At 70.9% G+C, this 16,490-nt stretch carries 17 protein-coding genes; 6 read left to right on the plus strand and 11 right to left on the minus strand.

Annotated features, from left to right (window positions below; genetic code table 11):
* Positions 1 to 363 (minus strand): response regulator transcription factor (locus ACFU7D_RS22450; protein ID WP_378871369.1); only part of this gene is annotated, 363 nt, incomplete at its 3' end.
* A gap of 8 nt (positions 364 to 371) precedes the next feature.
* Complete coding sequence (locus ACFU7D_RS22455; protein ID WP_378871371.1) at positions 372 to 1,610, minus strand: sensor histidine kinase; 1,239 nt, start codon at positions 1,608 to 1,610, stop codon at positions 372 to 374.
* Positions 1,611 to 1,742: 132 nt separating this feature from the next.
* On the opposite strand from ACFU7D_RS22455, the gene ACFU7D_RS22460 reads away from it, so the two are divergent.
* Entirely contained in the window at positions 1,743 to 2,495 is a 753-nt protein-coding gene (locus tag ACFU7D_RS22460) for an SGNH/GDSL hydrolase family protein (RefSeq protein ID WP_378731045.1), read from the plus strand.
* A gap of 51 nt (positions 2,496 to 2,546) precedes the next feature.
* On the opposite strand, the gene ACFU7D_RS22465 is transcribed toward ACFU7D_RS22460, so the two are convergent.
* From ACFU7D_RS22465 to ACFU7D_RS22485, 5 genes are all read right to left on the minus strand, one after another.
* Complete coding sequence (locus ACFU7D_RS22465; protein WP_378871373.1) at positions 2,547 to 3,017, minus strand: peptidoglycan-binding domain-containing protein; 471 nt, start codon at positions 3,015 to 3,017, stop codon at positions 2,547 to 2,549.
* A 135-nt stretch (positions 3,018 to 3,152) separates the two neighbouring features.
* The gene (locus ACFU7D_RS22470; RefSeq protein ID WP_378871376.1) at positions 3,153 to 3,932 is read right to left on the minus strand and encodes a class I SAM-dependent methyltransferase; all 780 of its coding nucleotides are present in this window, start codon (positions 3,930 to 3,932) and stop codon (positions 3,153 to 3,155) included.
* 28 nt (positions 3,933 to 3,960) lie between these two features.
* A complete protein-coding gene (locus tag ACFU7D_RS22475) occupies positions 3,961 to 6,678 on the minus strand; it encodes a DEAD/DEAH box helicase (RefSeq protein ID WP_378871379.1) in 2,718 nt (905 codons plus the stop codon).
* A gap of 73 nt (positions 6,679 to 6,751) precedes the next feature.
* Positions 6,752 to 7,099 carry a YybH family protein gene (locus ACFU7D_RS22480; protein WP_378871381.1) on the minus strand — a complete coding sequence of 116 codons (348 nt, stop codon included), beginning with the start codon at positions 7,097 to 7,099 and terminating at the stop codon, positions 6,752 to 6,754.
* A gap of 23 nt (positions 7,100 to 7,122) precedes the next feature.
* Positions 7,123 to 8,181 (minus strand): aldo/keto reductase, encoded by a 1,059-nt coding sequence (locus tag ACFU7D_RS22485; protein WP_378871384.1) that lies wholly within the window; start codon positions 8,179 to 8,181, stop codon positions 7,123 to 7,125.
* 374 nt (positions 8,182 to 8,555) lie between these two features.
* Here ACFU7D_RS22485 and ACFU7D_RS22490 point away from each other — a divergent pair, with 374 nt between their 5' ends.
* Both ACFU7D_RS22490 and ACFU7D_RS22495 read left to right on the plus strand, forming a co-directional pair.
* Complete coding sequence (locus tag ACFU7D_RS22490) at positions 8,556 to 8,927, plus strand: hypothetical protein (RefSeq protein WP_378871387.1); 372 nt, start codon at positions 8,556 to 8,558, stop codon at positions 8,925 to 8,927.
* 80 nt (positions 8,928 to 9,007) lie between these two features.
* Positions 9,008 to 9,838, plus strand: coding sequence for a helix-turn-helix transcriptional regulator (locus ACFU7D_RS22495; RefSeq protein WP_378871389.1), 831 nt, complete (start codon positions 9,008 to 9,010; stop codon positions 9,836 to 9,838).
* A 65-nt stretch (positions 9,839 to 9,903) separates the two neighbouring features.
* Here ACFU7D_RS22495 and ACFU7D_RS22500 read toward each other — a convergent pair whose 3' ends face one another.
* The gene (locus ACFU7D_RS22500) at positions 9,904 to 11,115 is read right to left on the minus strand and encodes a multidrug effflux MFS transporter (RefSeq protein ID WP_378871392.1); all 1,212 of its coding nucleotides are present in this window, start codon (positions 11,113 to 11,115) and stop codon (positions 9,904 to 9,906) included.
* Between the two features lie 70 nt (positions 11,116 to 11,185).
* On the minus strand, positions 11,186 to 12,469 hold the full coding sequence (locus ACFU7D_RS22505; protein WP_378871394.1) for a hydroxyacid-oxoacid transhydrogenase: 1,284 nt from the start codon (positions 12,467 to 12,469) through the stop codon (positions 11,186 to 11,188).
* 139 nt (positions 12,470 to 12,608) lie between these two features.
* Between ACFU7D_RS22505 and ACFU7D_RS22510 the strand changes: the two genes are divergently transcribed.
* Positions 12,609 to 13,541: a TauD/TfdA dioxygenase family protein gene (locus ACFU7D_RS22510; RefSeq protein ID WP_378871397.1), complete on the plus strand. Its 933-nt coding sequence runs from the start codon at positions 12,609 to 12,611 to the stop codon at positions 13,539 to 13,541.
* 19 nt (positions 13,542 to 13,560) lie between these two features.
* Here the strand turns inward: ACFU7D_RS22510 and ACFU7D_RS22515 are convergent, their stop codons facing one another.
* On the minus strand, positions 13,561 to 15,024 hold the full coding sequence (locus tag ACFU7D_RS22515) for an RNB domain-containing ribonuclease (RefSeq protein WP_378871399.1): 1,464 nt from the start codon (positions 15,022 to 15,024) through the stop codon (positions 13,561 to 13,563).
* A 16-nt stretch (positions 15,025 to 15,040) separates the two neighbouring features.
* Entirely contained in the window at positions 15,041 to 15,361 is a 321-nt protein-coding gene (locus ACFU7D_RS22520; protein ID WP_378871402.1) for a hypothetical protein, read from the minus strand.
* A gap of 102 nt (positions 15,362 to 15,463) precedes the next feature.
* Here ACFU7D_RS22520 and yaaA point away from each other — a divergent pair, with 102 nt between their 5' ends.
* Both yaaA and ACFU7D_RS22530 read left to right on the plus strand, forming a co-directional pair.
* Complete coding sequence (gene yaaA / locus ACFU7D_RS22525) at positions 15,464 to 16,240, plus strand: peroxide stress protein YaaA (protein ID WP_378871405.1); 777 nt, start codon at positions 15,464 to 15,466, stop codon at positions 16,238 to 16,240.
* 167 nt (positions 16,241 to 16,407) lie between these two features.
* On the plus strand, positions 16,408 to 16,490 hold an 83-nt coding region (locus tag ACFU7D_RS22530), incomplete at its 3' end, for a GIY-YIG nuclease family protein (RefSeq protein ID WP_378871408.1).

A 16,490-nucleotide genomic window follows, 5' to 3' on the forward strand; every position in this document is an offset into this window, starting at 1 on the left:
GGCATGCACGGTGCGGATCGCGGTGAGCAGGTCCTCGGGCCGGGCGTCCTTGAGCAGGAACGCCGCGGCGCCCGCCCGGATCGCGGCGAAGGCGTACTCGTCGAGGTCGAAGGTGGTCAGCACGATCACCCTGGGTGCGCCTTCGCGGCCGGCGATCAGACCGGTCGCCTCGACGCCGTCCATGCGCGGCATGCGTACGTCCATCAGGACCACGTCGGCCTCGGTCCGGCCCAGCGCGACGACCGCCTCCTGGCCGTCGCCGGCCTCACCGACGACGCTCAGGTCGGGCTGGGAGTCGATGAGCATCCGAAAGCCGGCGCGGACGAGCTCCTGGTCGTCGACGAGAAAGACTCGGATCGTCATAGGGCCAGTCATAGGGAGAGTCTCGCGTAGACACGGAAGCCGCCGCCGGAGGCCGGGCCGGTCTCGAGCGTGCCGCCGTGGGCGGAGATGCGCTCCTGCATTCCGATCAGACCGAGTCCGCCGCCGGGATCAGCGGACCCGTCCGCGGCAGCCCCTCGGCCGTCGTCGATGACCTCGATCGCGAGGCTGCTCTCCTCGACCGTCACGGTGACCCTGGCCGCGGCACCCGGACCGGCGTGCTTGCGTACGTTGCTGAGCGACTCCTGCACCACCCGGAAGGCGGTCAGCGCGACACCCTCCGGCACAGCGAGTCCCGGCTCGGGAAGATGCGCGGTCAGCTCCATGCCACCGGCCCGGGTCTCCTCGACGAGGGTCGCGATGTCGCCCAGCCGGGGCTGCGGACGGGTCAGCGCGTCGCCGTCGCGCAGCAGGCCGAGCAGCTGCCGCATCTCGGCCAGCGCCTCCCGGGCGGTCTGCGCGACGGTCTCCAGTGCCTTCGGGGCGAGGGCCGGGTCCTGCTCGGCGGCATAGCGCGCGCCGTCGGCCTGGACCACGATCACGCTCAGCCCGTGGGCCACGACGTCATGCATCTCGCGTGCGATCCGCGCCCGCTCCTGGGTCGCCCCGAGCTCGGCGCGCTGCTCGGCCTCGCGGCGCAGCTGCTCGTTGCGCTGGATCAGGGAGTCGACGTACGCCGCCCGGGTGCGCGCCAGCGCGCCCAGCGCCCAGGCGGCGACCGGGAAGGTGGCGAGCGAGAGGCTGATCGAGATGTAGGAGCTCCAGTCGATGCCTTCCGGTTCGTCACGAACCTCGATGTTGGGTGCTGTATCGACCGCGCTCAGCCAGTCATGGGCACCGAGGCCGGCCCCGAACAGACCGACCCCCAGCGCGGCCAGACCCCAGCGCGGGCTGGCGTAACGCGCCACCGAGTAGACCGCGATCGGGAAGGAGACCTGGGAGACGAGCGGATAGTCGAGGAGGAGCACCTGCAGGCCGCATGCTCCGGCCACGATGGCGAAGACGATCACCGGGTGCCGACGGCGCCACAGCAGCGGTACGAGCTGGATCACCACGAGGACCAGATCGGCGACATGGTTGGTGCTGGAGACGTCCTGGGCCGCGTCGCCGCTGAGCAGAGCCTGGATGGCATAGAACGGGATGATCAGGAAAAGGGTGCCGGCGAGCAGGACGTCGAACCACCATCGCCCACGCGGGCCGAGCCGCCAGGGGCGTACCAACTCCTCCACGCACCCCACCGTAGAGGAGCCGAGGCGGCCACGACGTCAGCCCAGGGACGGATGTCACGGTCAGACCCCGGGCGGACTAGAATCCAGAGGCTGGCGATGGATATTCGCCGCTGATGGTGCTTGGGAGGACTCGTGGAGGCAGTGCGCTACGTCGCGATCGGTGACTCGTTCACGGAAGGAGTCGGCGACGAGACCGCTACCGGTCACGTTCGCGGCTGGGCCGATCTGGTCGCCCAGGGGTGGGCGGCCTCGGGAGCTCGGGTGGAGTACGCCAACCTCGCCATCCGCGGGCGCCTGATCCGCCCGATCGTGGAGGAGCAGCTCCCCGCCGCGCTGGCGCTGAAGCCGACCCACCTCTCCTTCAACGGCGGCGGCAACGACATGCTCCGCCCGAAGGCAGACGCGAACGCGATCGCCGACTTCCTCCAGCCGGTGCTCGAGGCCTGCGACGCCAACGGGATCACGCTGATCCTGCTCTCCGGCGCCAACCCGTCGGCCCGGCTGCCGCTCGGCAAGGTCTTCCAGCGTCGCGGCGACGAGCTCTGCGACCTGGTCGAGCAGCGCGTCGCCCACCGCGACGACATCGTGCGCGCCTACAACTGGCCCGACACCACCCTCATGGAGGGACGTTTCTGGTCCGAGGACCGGCTCCACATGAACGCCCGCGGCCACCACCGTGTCGCCGCGCGTGTCCTCGACTCGCTCGGCGTCGAGGTTCCGCAGGGCTGGTGGGACCTGGACTTCGAGGCCGCGGCGGGCAAGAACGGACTGGCCTACTACCGCGAGTTCGTCGGTCCCTGGATCCACCGCCGCCTCACCGGGCGCTCCTCCGGAGACGGCCGCACCGCCAAGTTCCCGACCTGGACGCCCACCGCGGACATGTGAGACCCGGCCGCGGCATCTCGCCGGCGGCCGGGTGTCAGGGGACGTACGGGATCAGGGCTTGCTGAACTTCGTCGCGTACTTCTTGAACGCGGCCTTCGTCTTCGCTCCGGCGACACCGTCGATGGTGAGCTTCGCGCCGACCTGGTGCCGCAGCAGGCGCTGCAGCGCCTTGATGGTGTTCTTCCCCGGGTCGCCGTCGATCGTGCCGGTATAGCCGTAACTCTTCTTCAGGTACACCTGGAACGCCTTCCAGCTGTTGGTGCCGAGCTTGCCGTCGATCTTGCCCGGGTACTTCTTGCTGGTGTAGCCGTACTTCTTCAGCACCTTCGCCTGGATGGCCTTGGCCTCGGTCGTGGAGAGACCGAAGTTCTGGGTCGACTGGGCGGAGACCGAGGAGGCGGCGGCGATGTTGCCGGTGCCGACCTCGGCGTTGGCGGTGCCGGACATGGCGAGGACGCCGGTGGCGGCGAGGCCGGTCGCCACGACGGCGCCGACCATACGTCGGGTGATGGTGGAGGTCACGATGGTTTCCCTTCGGTGGGTGGGTTGTCGTGACAAGCCAACCGACCGGCGCCGTCTGGGATCCGTCCAGATTCTGGCACCGGTGTCCACGATCTGACAGAAACCTGTCGTCCTGCGAGCCAGAACGGCGGAGGCTCAGAGTCGTCGGACACGAAGCACGCAGGTCACCATCGGGAGGGTGAACTCGCCCGCCGACGTCTCCGACCTGGTCGCGAGGTAGTTCCGGATCCTGGCGAGGGCGGACTCCCGCTCGTCCTCCGGCATCACCAGCATGCCGGCCCTGGTGCCGAGCGTCGCCACCAGCGAGTCGGCCGTCCGGCGCTGCCCGTGCGGAAACCCGCGCTGCGCCGGGGAGCCGAACCGGGCGGGCGCGGGCGTCGTCGGCAGATGCAGGGCCGCGGTCTCGGTACGCCAGCTCGCGGGTGTGTCGCGTGGCCCGATCGCCGCGGGGCCGCTGACCCGCGCCAGATCGGCCACCCAGTCCACGTCGTCGTCCACCGTGTTCCACAGGCCGGCGAGCACGCCGCCGGGGGTCAGCACCCTGGCGATCTCGGGGCCGGCGACCGCCATGTCGAACCAGTGCATCGCGTTGCCGGCGAGGACCGCGTCGACCGACGCGTCCGGGAGCGGGATCGACTCGGCACTCCCCCGATGCGCCGAGATCTCCGGGAGCTCGCGCCGCAGCTCGCCGAGCATCTCCGGATCGGGTTCGACGGCGGTGACGTCGGCGCCCATCGCCGCCAGCGTCGCGGTCAGCTTGCCCGTGCCGGCGCCGAGGTCGAGCACCCGCGGCCCGGGGGCCGGGCGGAGAGCCCATCGGACGGCGTCGTGGGCGTAGTCGGGTCGATGTGCTGCGTACGCTGTCGCGGCGGTGCCGAAGGAGGACGCGTGCAGGTGCCGGGTGTCGGGGTCCATGCGATCAACCTTCTGGTACGTCGGCCGTTCATGACCAGTGGCGGCGGATGACGGCGGTGACGTCGAAGGGGTCGGATCCGCGCTGGGCGGCCAGGACGCCGGCGCCCTCGGGTGAGCCGGTGTAGAGGAGTCCGGAGCCGCCGACCCAGTGCGCCCACGCGGCGTGGAACGCCTTCGCGTCGGCGGCGCGACGGCCGAGGGCGGCCGGGACCGCGTGCCAGGCCTCGGCCTGCGCGGTGTGCCTTCCCGACACCCCGAGCCGTAGCGTCTCGGGCAGGTCCAGGCCACCGACGACCGGACGCGAGACCAGGTAGCGGGGCGCGGCGATCGGTGCCAGCGCCTCCTCGAGCGAGGCGGCGAAGAGCGCCGACTCCTCCTCGGGAACCCCGGCCAGATGCAGCCGGTAGCTGCCGTCGGTGTCCACCGCGATCTCGAGACCGGCGGCGCCGACCGAGGTCCGCCCGGTCGTGTTCAGCGCGTCGGCGACCGCCGCCCCGACCGCCCCGACCGTCGGGCGCCGGCGCAGCTGGGAGGCGATCCGGGTGCCGTCCCGATAGACGTACGCGGCCCACAGCGCCCACAACCCGCCGACCAGCCCACCGACCGCCCCCGCGATCCCGCCGGCGGCACCGAAGGCGAGCGCCAGGACCAGCCCGACGCTCAGCAGCGCCGCGGGCCCGAGGACGGCCTTGGCCGGAAGGTGCCACTCCGGCACCCGGCCCTCCAGCAGCCGGAACGCAGGTGGCCGGGGAGCGAGCACGGCTCCCGACGGCATGCGCAGCACACCCGCCCGGCGGAGCCGGATCCTGACCGTGCGGCCGGCGACGTCGGCGTACGGCTCCCCGATCCGCCACCGCTCCCGGATCGCCGTGCGGTCCTCCGAACGCGCGACCATGCGGGCGTTGACCATGTCGAAGTCGGACTCCGGCGGGGCGGCGTACGGCGAGAAGGACTCGTCGATGTGGCCGACGCCGTCGACGACGGAGCCGTCCTCGTCCGCGCCGAAGAAGCCGGTGTGCTTGCGGACCAGGCGCTTCCAGTCGTTGTCGCCGCGTGGGTGCTCCTCCTCGACACAGACGACGGTCCAGTTGACCGCGACCTTGTCGGGCCGCTCCGGATCCGTACGCAGCGACCGGCCGCGCAGCTGCACGACCGCCGTCGTGGTCGTGGCCGCGGTGAGGTCCACGATCCCGGTCACCGACCGGGCGTCCCAGCCCTCCCCGAGCAGGCCGCGCGTCCCGACCAGGATCCGGCACCCGCCGGCCTCGAAGAACCGGGTCACGTGCCCGACCCACTGCCGGCTTCCCCAGCGCCCCACGAGGGTGGCGTACGCCTCCTCCTTCTCGATCGCCAGGCCCTCGGCCAGAACAGGGTCGGTCTCGGCGATGTGCGCCAACAGGGCGGCCAGGGTCGCCGGTGGCCCGGCGACGGTGGCGCCGGTGACCAGCAGGACGTCGTCGTGGGACGCGCACAAGGCCGTGAGCACCGCGCGCGCGGAGCCGGACTGCTCGGCGATCACGCCGCGCAGGTCGACCGGCAACGTGGCCGAGGCACGCTCGTGGTCGGTGACGACGAGAAGTCGCAGCGAGTCACCGTGCGCGAGGCGCTCGTGGTCGACGATGGCGGCGGTCGCCGTGGTCTTGGCCTCGGAGCGTGCCAGCACCCGGTCGACGGGCGAGCGGCCGGCCCGGATGCCGCGCCGGGTCAGCGAGTAGCCGACGGCCGGGAGAGCCTGCTTGATCGCGGCCAACGCCTCCTGGTCGGCCTCCGCCTCGGAGGCGGCCAGATGTCCGCGTACCCAGTCGCCGATCAACGCCACCCAGTCCTCAGCAGACGGGTCGCGACGGTGCGTCTCGGTCAGGGTCGCCCCCTCGGGCAGGGCGAGCAGCCCGCGATGGTGCGCCCGCAGGGCCGCCGTGGCCAGGTCGGGCCACGCCTTCGCGAGCTCGGCCCAGGACGGAGCTCCGGCCGGCCGCGAAACGTACCGCCGGTCCAGCCAGGTCAGGAACGGCACGCTGCCCAGATCGGCCGAGGTCAGCGCGGTGAGCAGCTCCTCGAACCGCTCCGCGCTCCCCCGCAGCCATTCCCGCTCGGAGGGCGTCGGCGCGGTCAGCCAGACCAGGTCCGCGAACGGCGCCAGGTCGCCCTCGCGCACGACGGCCGGGATCGAGGTCGAGAAGACGATCTCCCCGAACAGCAGCCCGACCAGCGCGGACTCCTCCTTGGTCAGCGCCTCGGGCGGAGTCGCGGTCAATCCCAGCACCCGCGCGTCCGGTAGCAGCAGCAGGATCTCGCCGAGCAGCTCACCCCAGACCTCGAGCAGGTGGTGGCACTCGTCCAGCACGAGCAGCAACGGTCCGGCGGATCGCAGGGCAGAGACCAGCGCCCGGCCGTTGTCGTGCAGCCTGGCCAGATGACTCTCCCCGGTCTCCGCCTCGTCGTCGGGGTCGCCGAAGACCGCGACCGACTGGTAGGTCAGCGACGTCAGCGGCGCGTCCAGATCCCGCGACGAGGACGCTTCCAGCCCCAGCGAGGAAGCCTGCCGCAGCCACTGCCCCTGGATCGCCGTGTTGGGGCTGAGCACCACGACCTTCGCCCCGGAGCCGATCGCCTCCCGCGCCGTCTCCAGCCCGACCAGCGTCTTCCCCGCCCCCGGCGGCAGCACCACCCAAGCCCGGGACCGCCCCGCGCCCCAGGCCGCGCTCAACGCGGAGAGCGCACGCTGCTGATGGACACGGAGCTTCACCCCGCGAAGCGTAGCCAGCGCCGAGAACCCACACGGTCCTCCGTGGTGCTCTCGCCGGGCTCGGCGCGCCCACCTACCGCCGCAGGTCGGCCCGCACGTGCCTGATCTTCTGCTCGGCGGTCAGCGTGACGTCGAAGACTCCGCCGACGCGCCCCTCGGGGAAGGTGCCGGTGAACTCGACCTCGACATGGAGGCACCCGTCGCGCGGCTCGGTGCTGACCAGCCGGGTCCGGGTGTCGTATCCGACGAAGTAGGCCCGGAAGTACTCCCCGATCCCGGCATGCCCCTCGAAGACCTCTCCCACGGAGGGGTCGTCCAAGACGGCGTCATCGGTGAAGAACGCCAGGTAAGCCGCGGTGTCGTGCGTGTTGGTTGCCGCGACCCACTCGGCGATGGTGGGGTCGGGTTCGGTGCTGGGCATGTCATGCTCCGTCGCTGTCGTGGTCATCGCTGGAAGGCTGTCGAGGTGAGGCCGTTGATGGTGGTGCTCCCGTACTGGAAGGGCAGGGCGATGCTCTCCATCACCGTCATCGGGTAGTCGAGCTCCGGCGCGGTCATCGCGGACAGCCGAGCGAGCTGACCGGCGTCCAGCTCGATGTCGATCGAGGCGAGGTTGGCGTCCAGCTGCTCGACCGTTCGAGCCCCGATCAAGGTGGACGTCACGGCCTTCTGCTGCCGCACCCAAGCCAGCGCGACACCCGCGACCGTGCCACCGACGTCGTCGGCGATCGGCTTCATGGCCTCGATGAGATCGAACAGCGCCTCGCCCATGTGCGGGGCGACGTACGCCCCACGGCGAGTGTCCGGCGCGGTCGGTGTGGTGCGGGTGTACTTGCCCGAGAGCGCCCCACTGGCCAGCGGGCTCCACGGGACGACTCCCAGGCCGAGCTCGTTCGCCAGACCGAACTGCTCGCCCTCAGGCGTCCGCGCCACCAGGGAGTACTCGTCCTGGAGGGCCGCGATGGGCGCGCGATCGCGCCACTCGGCCAGGGTGACGGCTCGGGCGACCCACCATGCCGGGGTGTTGGAGACGCCGATCGCGCGTACCTTCCCGGAACGCACGAGGTCGTCGAGCGTGGCCAGCGTCTCCTCCATCGGGGTGTGGCGGTCCCACTGGTGCATCCAGTAGAGGTCGACGTAGTCGGTCCGCAGGCGCCGCAGCGAAGCGTCGATCTCCTCGCGGATCGCCTTACGGCTCGCCCCGCCCGCGTTCGGGTCGCCGGGGCGCATGGTCCCACCGAACTTCGTGGCGAGCACCGCCTGCTGACGGCGCTCCGGCCGCTCCGCGAAGTAGCGCCCCAGGACCTCCTCGGACCGACCGCCGTTGTACGCGTTGGCCGTGTCGATGAAGTTGCCGCCGAGGTCGAGGTATCGGTCCAGGATGCGGAAGGCGTCCTGCGGGGCGGTGCCCCAGCTGCCGTCGTCGAAGTTCATGGCGCCGAGCGCGAGCGGGCTCACCCGCAGTCCGCTGCGGCCCAGGGTGCGGTAGTGGTCAAGGGGCATGGTCATCCACCTTCGTGGTTCGTGAGGCGGGCGCCCGTCCGGCCGCCCTGCACCCCAAGACTGCGGTGGCGCGAACCTCTCAGGAAGGGTGTGTGAGCCGGGGTGGATCGCACCCCCTCTCACGAGGCGCGCGGCTACGGAATCGTCCTGGGCCTGTGGCACCCTGGTCATCGCTTGGTAAGAAATGGCGCCAAGAACCGCGCCACGGTCCAGGAGCTGTTCGCCGACCGGTTCCGCCGCGCGATCACCGACGGCGACCTACCTGCGGATGAGGACCCCGAGGGAGTCCCTGCTGGCCATGGCGAACAGAGCCAAGGCCACCTCCATCCGACCATCGATCGGCCCATCGGTCACGTCCCCCGAGGAGAACATCCATGTCTGACCCCACCGCGTCACTGGGCACCGCCCGCGACCAGGCCCTCGCCGTCCGCTCTCTCTACGAGGTCCTCGAGGAGCGGTTCAACGGCAAGACCTGGTCGCTGCACGAGCTGATGATCGGTTTCTCCAACGACGTCGGCCGTATCGGACGCCTGCTCCTGGCCCACGACGGCACCTGGGACATCGAGGGTGACCCGCGCGACGAGCTGGCGCACAAGCTCGCCGAGTCGATGTGGTGGACATTCGTCCTGGCCGACAAGCTCGACATCGACCTCGACGAGGCCTACGCCCGGACGATGGCCGGCATCCGCACCGGCCTGGAGGCGACCATCGCTCGCACCGACTCCGCCGGCCCCCAGCCGGGCTGATGCACGACCGGACCACACACCGCGAGCCAGGGGGAACCGCACCCTCCCTGAGCCGGCAGCGTGCGACTAGCGTGAAACGCATGGCGACATCTCCTGGCCCCCTCGGCGAGTTCCTCCGCGCCCAGCGCTCCCGCCTCACGCCCGCCGACGTCGGCCTGCCCGACGTCGGCCGGCGCCGGGTCAGCGGGCTGCGGCGCGAGGAGGTCGCCGTGCTGGCTGGTGTCAGCATCGACTACTACACCCGGCTCGAGCAGGGTCGCGAACGCACCCCGTCGGCGCAGGTCGTGGATGCCATGTGCAGCGCCCTGAGACTCAGCCCGGACGCACGCGAGCACACCTTTCGCCTGGCGCGGCTCGGCCCAGCGTCCCGGCCCGAGCCCGGACCGGTCGGCCCCGAGCTGCTTCAGCTCATGGACGCCTTCCCGCACGCCGCCGCCTACGTCGTCGACCCGGGCTTCCAGATCCTCGCCGCCAACACCACCGCCAAGGCACTCCTGGGACCGTCGCAGCTGGCCCTGGGGGCATTCGACTTCTTGTTCCTCGACCCCTCCGCGCGCACCTACTTCGTCGGTTGGGAGCACGTGGCACGGGCCGCGGTCAGCGCCCTGCGCCTGGCCGCCGGTTTCGCCGATCCCCACCCGGCCGTCACTCCGCTCGTGTCCCGCATGCTCGCCGGATCCTCGGAGTTCGCGGCCTTCTGGGCAGACCAGACCGTGGCGGGCCTCAGCCTGACCGAGAAGATCATCGACCACCCGGACGTCGGCCGGCTCACCTTGACTTACCAGACGCTCGACGTTCGTGAAGCGCCCGGACAGCAGCTCACCGTCGCGACGGCCCGAGCAGGCAGCCCCAGTGCGGACGCCCTCGCCCTCCTGGGCACGGTCGAGGCCACTCGCAGCACGCAGCCCTGAGAGGCCGGCGATCGACCCGCGCGGTCGACCCCTGAGCGGCGGCGAGGACCTCGGGAGTACGCCTCTCAGGCGGCAGTGGCGAAAGCCGCCTCCGACTCCGGGTTGCGGGAGACCGAGCGCCGGGCGAAGGAGAACGCGAGCGCACCCAGGATCGAGGTGACCACCATGGTGATCGCCAGCGGCACCGCGGTGTGCTCACCCGCGACGGCACCGAGCGGCGAGGCGAGGCCGCCGCCGAGGAACATGATCCCGCCCATCAGCGCCGAGCCGGCACCGACCGAGGGCCGGGCCTGCTCGATGGCGAGGGCGCCGGTGTTGCCCATGATCAGCCCGACGCAGGTGGTGACGACCAGGATCGGCAGCAGGATGAGCGCCTTCGGCACCGGCAGCACGGCGACCACCAGCACGAGCAGCGCACCGCCGGCCAGCACCGGCTGCGCCGACCGGATGATCCGTGCCGGGTGCACCTGCCGCTTGGCCAGCCGAGCCGAGGCCAGCCCGGCGACGGTGAGGAAGGCGGCGTTGACCGCGAAGCCGATGCCGTACACGGCCGCCGACGTGCCGATCACCGACTGGTAGAGGAACGACGAGGAGGAGACGTACGTCATCAGGGTGGCGAACGTGAGCGACTGGGTCAGCGTGTAGCCGAGGAAGGCGGGCTTGGCGAGGAGACGGCCGAGGTCGGCGTACTCGACCCGGCGGCTCCGCCGCTCGGCCGGGAGCGACTCCCGGATGACCAGGAGCACGACGACGACCTGCAGGACGGCGATCGCGGCGACGATGCCGAGCACCCCGCGCCACGGCACGAACCCGGCGATCGCGCCGCCGATCACCGGGGCCAGGATCGGCGCGATCCCGCTGATCGACATCATGATCGACATCGCCCGAGCGGCCGCGAAGCCGTGGAGTACGTCGGCCACGATCGCCCGCGCCATCACGATCCCCGCCGCGGCGGCGAGCGCCTGGAGGAAGCGGGCCGCGATCAGCAGCTCGACCGTCGGTGCCAGCGCGGCCAGCACACCTGCCGCCGCGGCCACGATCGAGCCGATCAGCAGCGGCTTGAGCCGCCCGAAGCGGTCGGAGATCGGCCCCCAGGCGATCTGCCCGAGCGCGAGCCCGATCAGGAAGGCGGTGAGGGTCAGCTGCACGTTGCTCGCCGCGGCGCCGAGGTCCGTGCCGATCTGCGGGAAGGAGGGTAGGTAGAAGTCGATCGCAAGCGGCGCGGATGCCGAGAGCAGGGCGAGTGCGAGCAAGAGCCGCGGCGGGACTGACGTCACCGAGGAGACCTCCGGAGAGTTTGGTTGAAGAAGACAACCAACCGAACGTCGTAGCCCCGCCGGGCATTCCTCACCAGAGCGTGATGGACCTCTCGAAGATCCCGGTCAGATCCTCTGCCGACGGCTGCTTCGGCGCGGTGGCGAGCAGCCTCTGCTGCTTGAGCGCTCCCTCGACCAGGTCGGGGATGTCGCCGGCCTCGTAGCCGACCGCGCCGATGCCCGCCGGGATCCCGATGTCGCGCATCAGGTCGGCGAGCACCGTGGGGAGCAGGTCCCGCGGTTCCGTCCCCGACTCGTCGACACCGGGAGCCAGCAGCCGGGCCGCGTGCAGGTGCCGCTCGGGCGCCGCGTCGAAGGTGTAGCGGAAGGCCTCCGGAGCGGTCAGCGAGACCGCCATCCCGTGCGGCACCAGCGCCTCGTCCCCGGGGTAGTCCGCCGGGTGGAAGTCCCGCACCCGCCCGGCGATCGGGTAGGCGCACGCGTGCGGGATGTGCACGCCGGCGTTGCCGAAGCCCAGACCGGCGAAGGTCGCCGCGAACGCCATGTCACCACGCGCGAGGGTGTCGCCGCCGTGCGCGACGGCCTGCCGGAACGAGCCGGCCAGCAGCGAGAGTCCCTTCTCCGACCACATGTCGGAGATCGGGTTCGCACCGCAGTACGGGACGCGCTGCGACGGCTCCTTGCGGTCGTAGGAGGTGTAGGGGCGGGCCGTGTAGCTCTCCAGCGCGTGGCACAGGATGTCCATCCCGGACGCGGCGGTCACACCGGCGGGCTGGGTCATCATCAGGTCGGGGTCGACGACGGCCAGCGTGGGCCGCAGGCGCGCGTGCGAGATCCCGGTCTTCACCTTGAGCGAGAGCACGTCGAGCACGCACACGGTCGTCGACTCCGCCCCGGTCCCGGTGGTCGTCGGCACCGCGACCAGCGGCAGCAGCGGCTTCGCGGGGGCGAGACCGCGGCCCACCGGCGCGTTCAGATAGTCCTCCAGCGACCCGTCGTTGGTGGTCAGCAGGTTGACCGCCTTGGCGGTGTCGATGCTCGAGCCACCGCCGACCGCGACGATCGCGTCGAACGGCCCGTTCTCGCGGGCGAACGCGACCGCCGCCCGCATGCTCTCGTCGGTCGGCTCGACATGGACGCCGTCGAAGACGACGCCCGTGACGTCGTACGCCTTCATCTGCTCGGCCACCCGCTGCGGCAGTCCGGTCGCGGAGATGCCGGGATCGGTCACCACCAGCGCCCGGCGGGCGCCCAGCGAGGCGAGGTCGTAGCCGATCTCGGCCGATGCGCCGGTGCCGAACTTGAGCTGCGGGGAGCCGTAGGTGAACACGGTCTCGGGGGTGGCGAGCGTCATGAGCGCACGATATCGGCCGGCTCCCACCTACATCATTGTGCGGAGCGCCCAAACGTCTCGTGAGACACCCGTGGTCTTAAGTCATGTATTTCACTAGACTTTATTCAGATCGAATCGACGTCGTCAGAGGAGACCACGCATGACCATCACCGAAACGTCCCCCGTCAACGAGCTCACCGTCCACAAGGTCGGCGGCCGGATCGGCGCCCGCATCGACGGCGTGACCCTCTCCGGCAACCTCCCGGCCGAGACGATCGCCGAGATCCGGTCCGCGATCCTGGAGAACAAGGTCGTCTTCTTCCGCGGCCAGGACCACCTCGACGACCGCGCGCAGATCGCGTTCGGCGAGCGTCTGGGGCCGCTGACGACCGCCCACCCGACCGTGAACACCGGCAGCGCCCGCGTCCTGACCCTCAAGGCCAACCGCGGTATGGCCGCCAACTCCTGGCACACCGACGTCACCTTCGTCGACCGGCCGCCGGCGTTCTCGATCCTGCGCGGGGCCGAGATCCCCGAGTACGGCGGCAACACCGTCTGGGCCAACACCGCCACCGCCTACGAGAGGCTCCACCCCCAGCTCAAGGCGCTGGTCGACAACCTGTGGGCGGTCCACTCCAACGACTACGACTACGTACGCCCCGACGAGGCTGCGTCCACCGACGACGTGGCCGCGCGCAAGCGCGAGGAGTTCGTCTCGACGATCTACCGGACCGAGCACCCGGCGGTCCGGATCCACCCCGAGACCGGCGAGCGCGCGCTCGTCCTGGGCCACTTCGTCAAGCACTTCAGCGGCCTGAACCAGAAGGAGAGCGCGATCCTCTTCAACCTGCTCCAGGACCGGGTCACCGCCCTGGAGAACACCGTCCGCTGGCACTGGCAGCGGGGCGACGTCGCGATCTGGGACAACCGCGCCACCCAGCACTACGCCGTCGCCGACTTCGACGAGCTGCCGCGCGAGGTGCGGCGGATCACCGTGCAGGGTGACGTACCCGTCTCCATCGAGGGTGAGCACAGCCGGGTGATCGAGGGCTCCGCCGAGGTCTACAACCGCCTCGACGAGCTGATCTCCTGAGCGACGTACGTCCGGGAGGTCAGTCGATGGTGAAGCTGACCTTCCGGGCGACGACGTCGGCCGTCTCGAGCCGCACCTCGACCTCCTCACCGAGCGGGAGGGCCGTCGCGCCGGTGACCCGGGCCTCGATGGCGGGCTCCTCGACGGTGATCGAGCCCTTCTGCTTGTCCTCGTCGTCGACCTCGACGACCACGGCGGCGAAGGTCTCCCCGACCCGCTGGGACAGCAACCCGGCCTCGACCAGGTCGACGACGCCGCGCTCGTAGGCACCGCTGGTGCGCGAGGAGGCGCGCATGGTCTCCGGGAGGGCGGTGAAAGCGCTGGTCACCCAATCGGGAACCGGCTGGTCGGCACACAGCGCCAGGCAGACCTCACCGGCGTAGCGGTCGATCAGCCGGCGCAGCGGCGCCGTCACGTGCATGTACTCGTTCGCCAGCGCCGAGTGCTCGGTCAGCTCGGGGAGCTCACCGTTGAACGAGGCGTACCCGCTCCCGCGCAGCAGCCGGGTGCACGCGATCGCCATCGCGGCGTGCTTGCCGTTCCTGCCGTCCAGCGAGCGGATGAAGTCGGGGTAGAGCATCTCCGCTGGCCACTCCAGGCCGAGCGCGCGAGCCGTGCGGTGCAGTCGCTGGACGTCTCGAGGGTCGGGCTCGGGCAGCGTCCGCAGCAGCCCGACCCGGGCGTAGACCATCAGGTCCGCGGCGGCGAAGCCGGTGAGCAGCGAGATCTGGGCGTTCCAGTTCTCGACGGGCAGCAGGTCGCGGTACTCCAGGGACCAACGATCACCCTCGACCGAGATCTCCTGGTCGCGCAGCGGCAGGTTGACCCCGCCACGAGCGGCCTCGAGGGCGATCCGCTTCTCGCCGATCTCCTTCAGCAGCTGGAGCGACTCGGTGTAGTCGCCGTCGCCGAAGCCCTCGCCGTCGAACATCTTCTGCACGCCGTCATAGGAGAGCTTGGCCCGCGACCTGACCAGCGCCCGCTCGACGAAGGTGTCGGTTCCCTCGCCGGTGGCGTCGAGCTTGTGGGTCCACAGCAGGGCGGGACGTACCTGGTCCGGGAGCAGCGAGGCGGCGTCCTCGGAGAGCACCTTGGGGTGGAGCGGGATCTTCGCGTCGGCGGCGTAGAGCGACTCACCGCGCTTGTTGGCCTCGAGGTCGACCGGGTCGCCGGGCGCCACGAAGGCGGCCACGTCGGCGATCGCGTAGTGCACCACGTAGCCGTCGCCGTCACGCTCCAGGTGGAGCGCCTGGTCGAGGTCCATCGACGTCTCGGGGTCGATCGTGACGAACGGCAGGTCGGTGCGGTCCAGCTCCGGCAGTCCGGGGTCGGCCGCGGCGGCGGCCGCCGCCTCCTCCACCTCCGGCGGGAACTCGGCGGTCACGCCCAGCTCGGCCTGGAGCGCGGCGATCCCGTCGCGGAGCGTGGCGGCGGCGACACCGTTGTCGGCGCTGGCGACCCGGATGATGCGTGCGGAACCCATGGCCAGACTGTAGTGGCTACTTCTTCTTCGAGGCCTTGTACGACTTGTGCAGCGCGGCGGCTTCCTTGCCGAACGCCTTGGGGTTGCCCTTGAAGGCGTCGAACTGCGCCCACAGAGCCTTCCGGGACCCGTGGTGCGCCTTCGCCGACCTGTTGATCTTGGCCAGCGCCTTGCGCTGGGAGGAGGTCAGCGACCGCTTGGCGCGTAGGTGCTCCGAGCGCGCCCTGGACTTCTTCGAGAGGTCCTGGATCATCCAGAACACCCCGAGGATGATGGCCACGAGGAGGAGTCCCCGGAGGTTGGGCCCGGAGATGGGCTCGGCGGCCAAGACGATCATTCTTTGAACGTAGGCTCGCGCGTTGTCGCAGTTCAAAGGCCTATTGAAAGATACCCAATCCTCGATTCGGCCATCCTCGTCCCGGGCGGCACGATAGTCCCCGTGCTGATCCTGCTGCCGCCCTCGGAGGGCAAGACCGCGGCCGTACGCGGCAATCCGCTCGCGCTCGACGACCTCCGCCTCCCGGTGCTCAACCCGGCCCGCGCCAAGGTCATCGACGCACTCGTCGAGCTCTGCACCACACGCCCCGACGATGCCGTCGACATCCTCGGCATCCCGAAGACCCAGCCCGAGCTCGTCACCTTGAACGCCGGACTGCACGATGCCCCCACCGCGCGCGCCGACCGGATCTACACCGGCGTCCTCTACGACGCCCTCTCCCCCGCAACCCTGTCCCCGGCCGCCAAGCGCCGCGCGACCAGCCGGGTCATGGTGACCAGCTCCGTGTTCGGCCTCGTCGGCCTCGCCGACCGCATCCCTGCGTACCGTCTCTCGGGCGACACCACCCTCCCCGGCATCGGCGGCATCCAAGGACACTGGCGCGCCCACCTCGGCGCCGGCCTCACCGAGGCCCTCGGCGACGGCCTGCTCGTGGACCTCCGGTCCGGGACGTACGCGGCGTTCTGGCGCCCCGAGGAGGTCGCCGCCCGCACCGCCACCGTCCGCGTCCTCCACGAGCACAACGGCCAGCGCAAGGTGGTCAGCCACTTCAACAAGGCCACCAAGGGCCGCCTCGTCCGAGCCCTCCTCGAGTCCGGCGCCAACCCCCGGACCCCCACGAAGCTCGCCGACGCCTTCCGCGACCTCGGCTGGACCGTGGAAGAGGGCGCTCCGACGAACAAGGGCTCTCAGCTCGACGTGATCGTCGCCGAGATCTGACCCACCCCGCCCCGGTCGAGCCACTGAGTCCGCCCCGTCGGTCGAGCCACTGAGTCCGCCCCGTCGGTCGAGCCGCCGGAGCCGCTAGGCGGAGGCGTGTCGAGACCAACACGGTCACCTGCCGCGAAACTGTCGGTGGTCGCGCCCAGAATCGGGTCATGCCTTACATGTACATACTCCGCTGCCGCGATCACATGCTCTACGTCGGAAGCACCCACGACCTGGAGAGACGCATCGCCGAGCACAACGC

Origin of the sequence: Nocardioides sp. NPDC057577 (genome assembly GCF_042801335.1) — a bacterium.
GTDB lineage: Bacteria > Actinomycetota > Actinomycetes > Propionibacteriales > Nocardioidaceae > Nocardioides.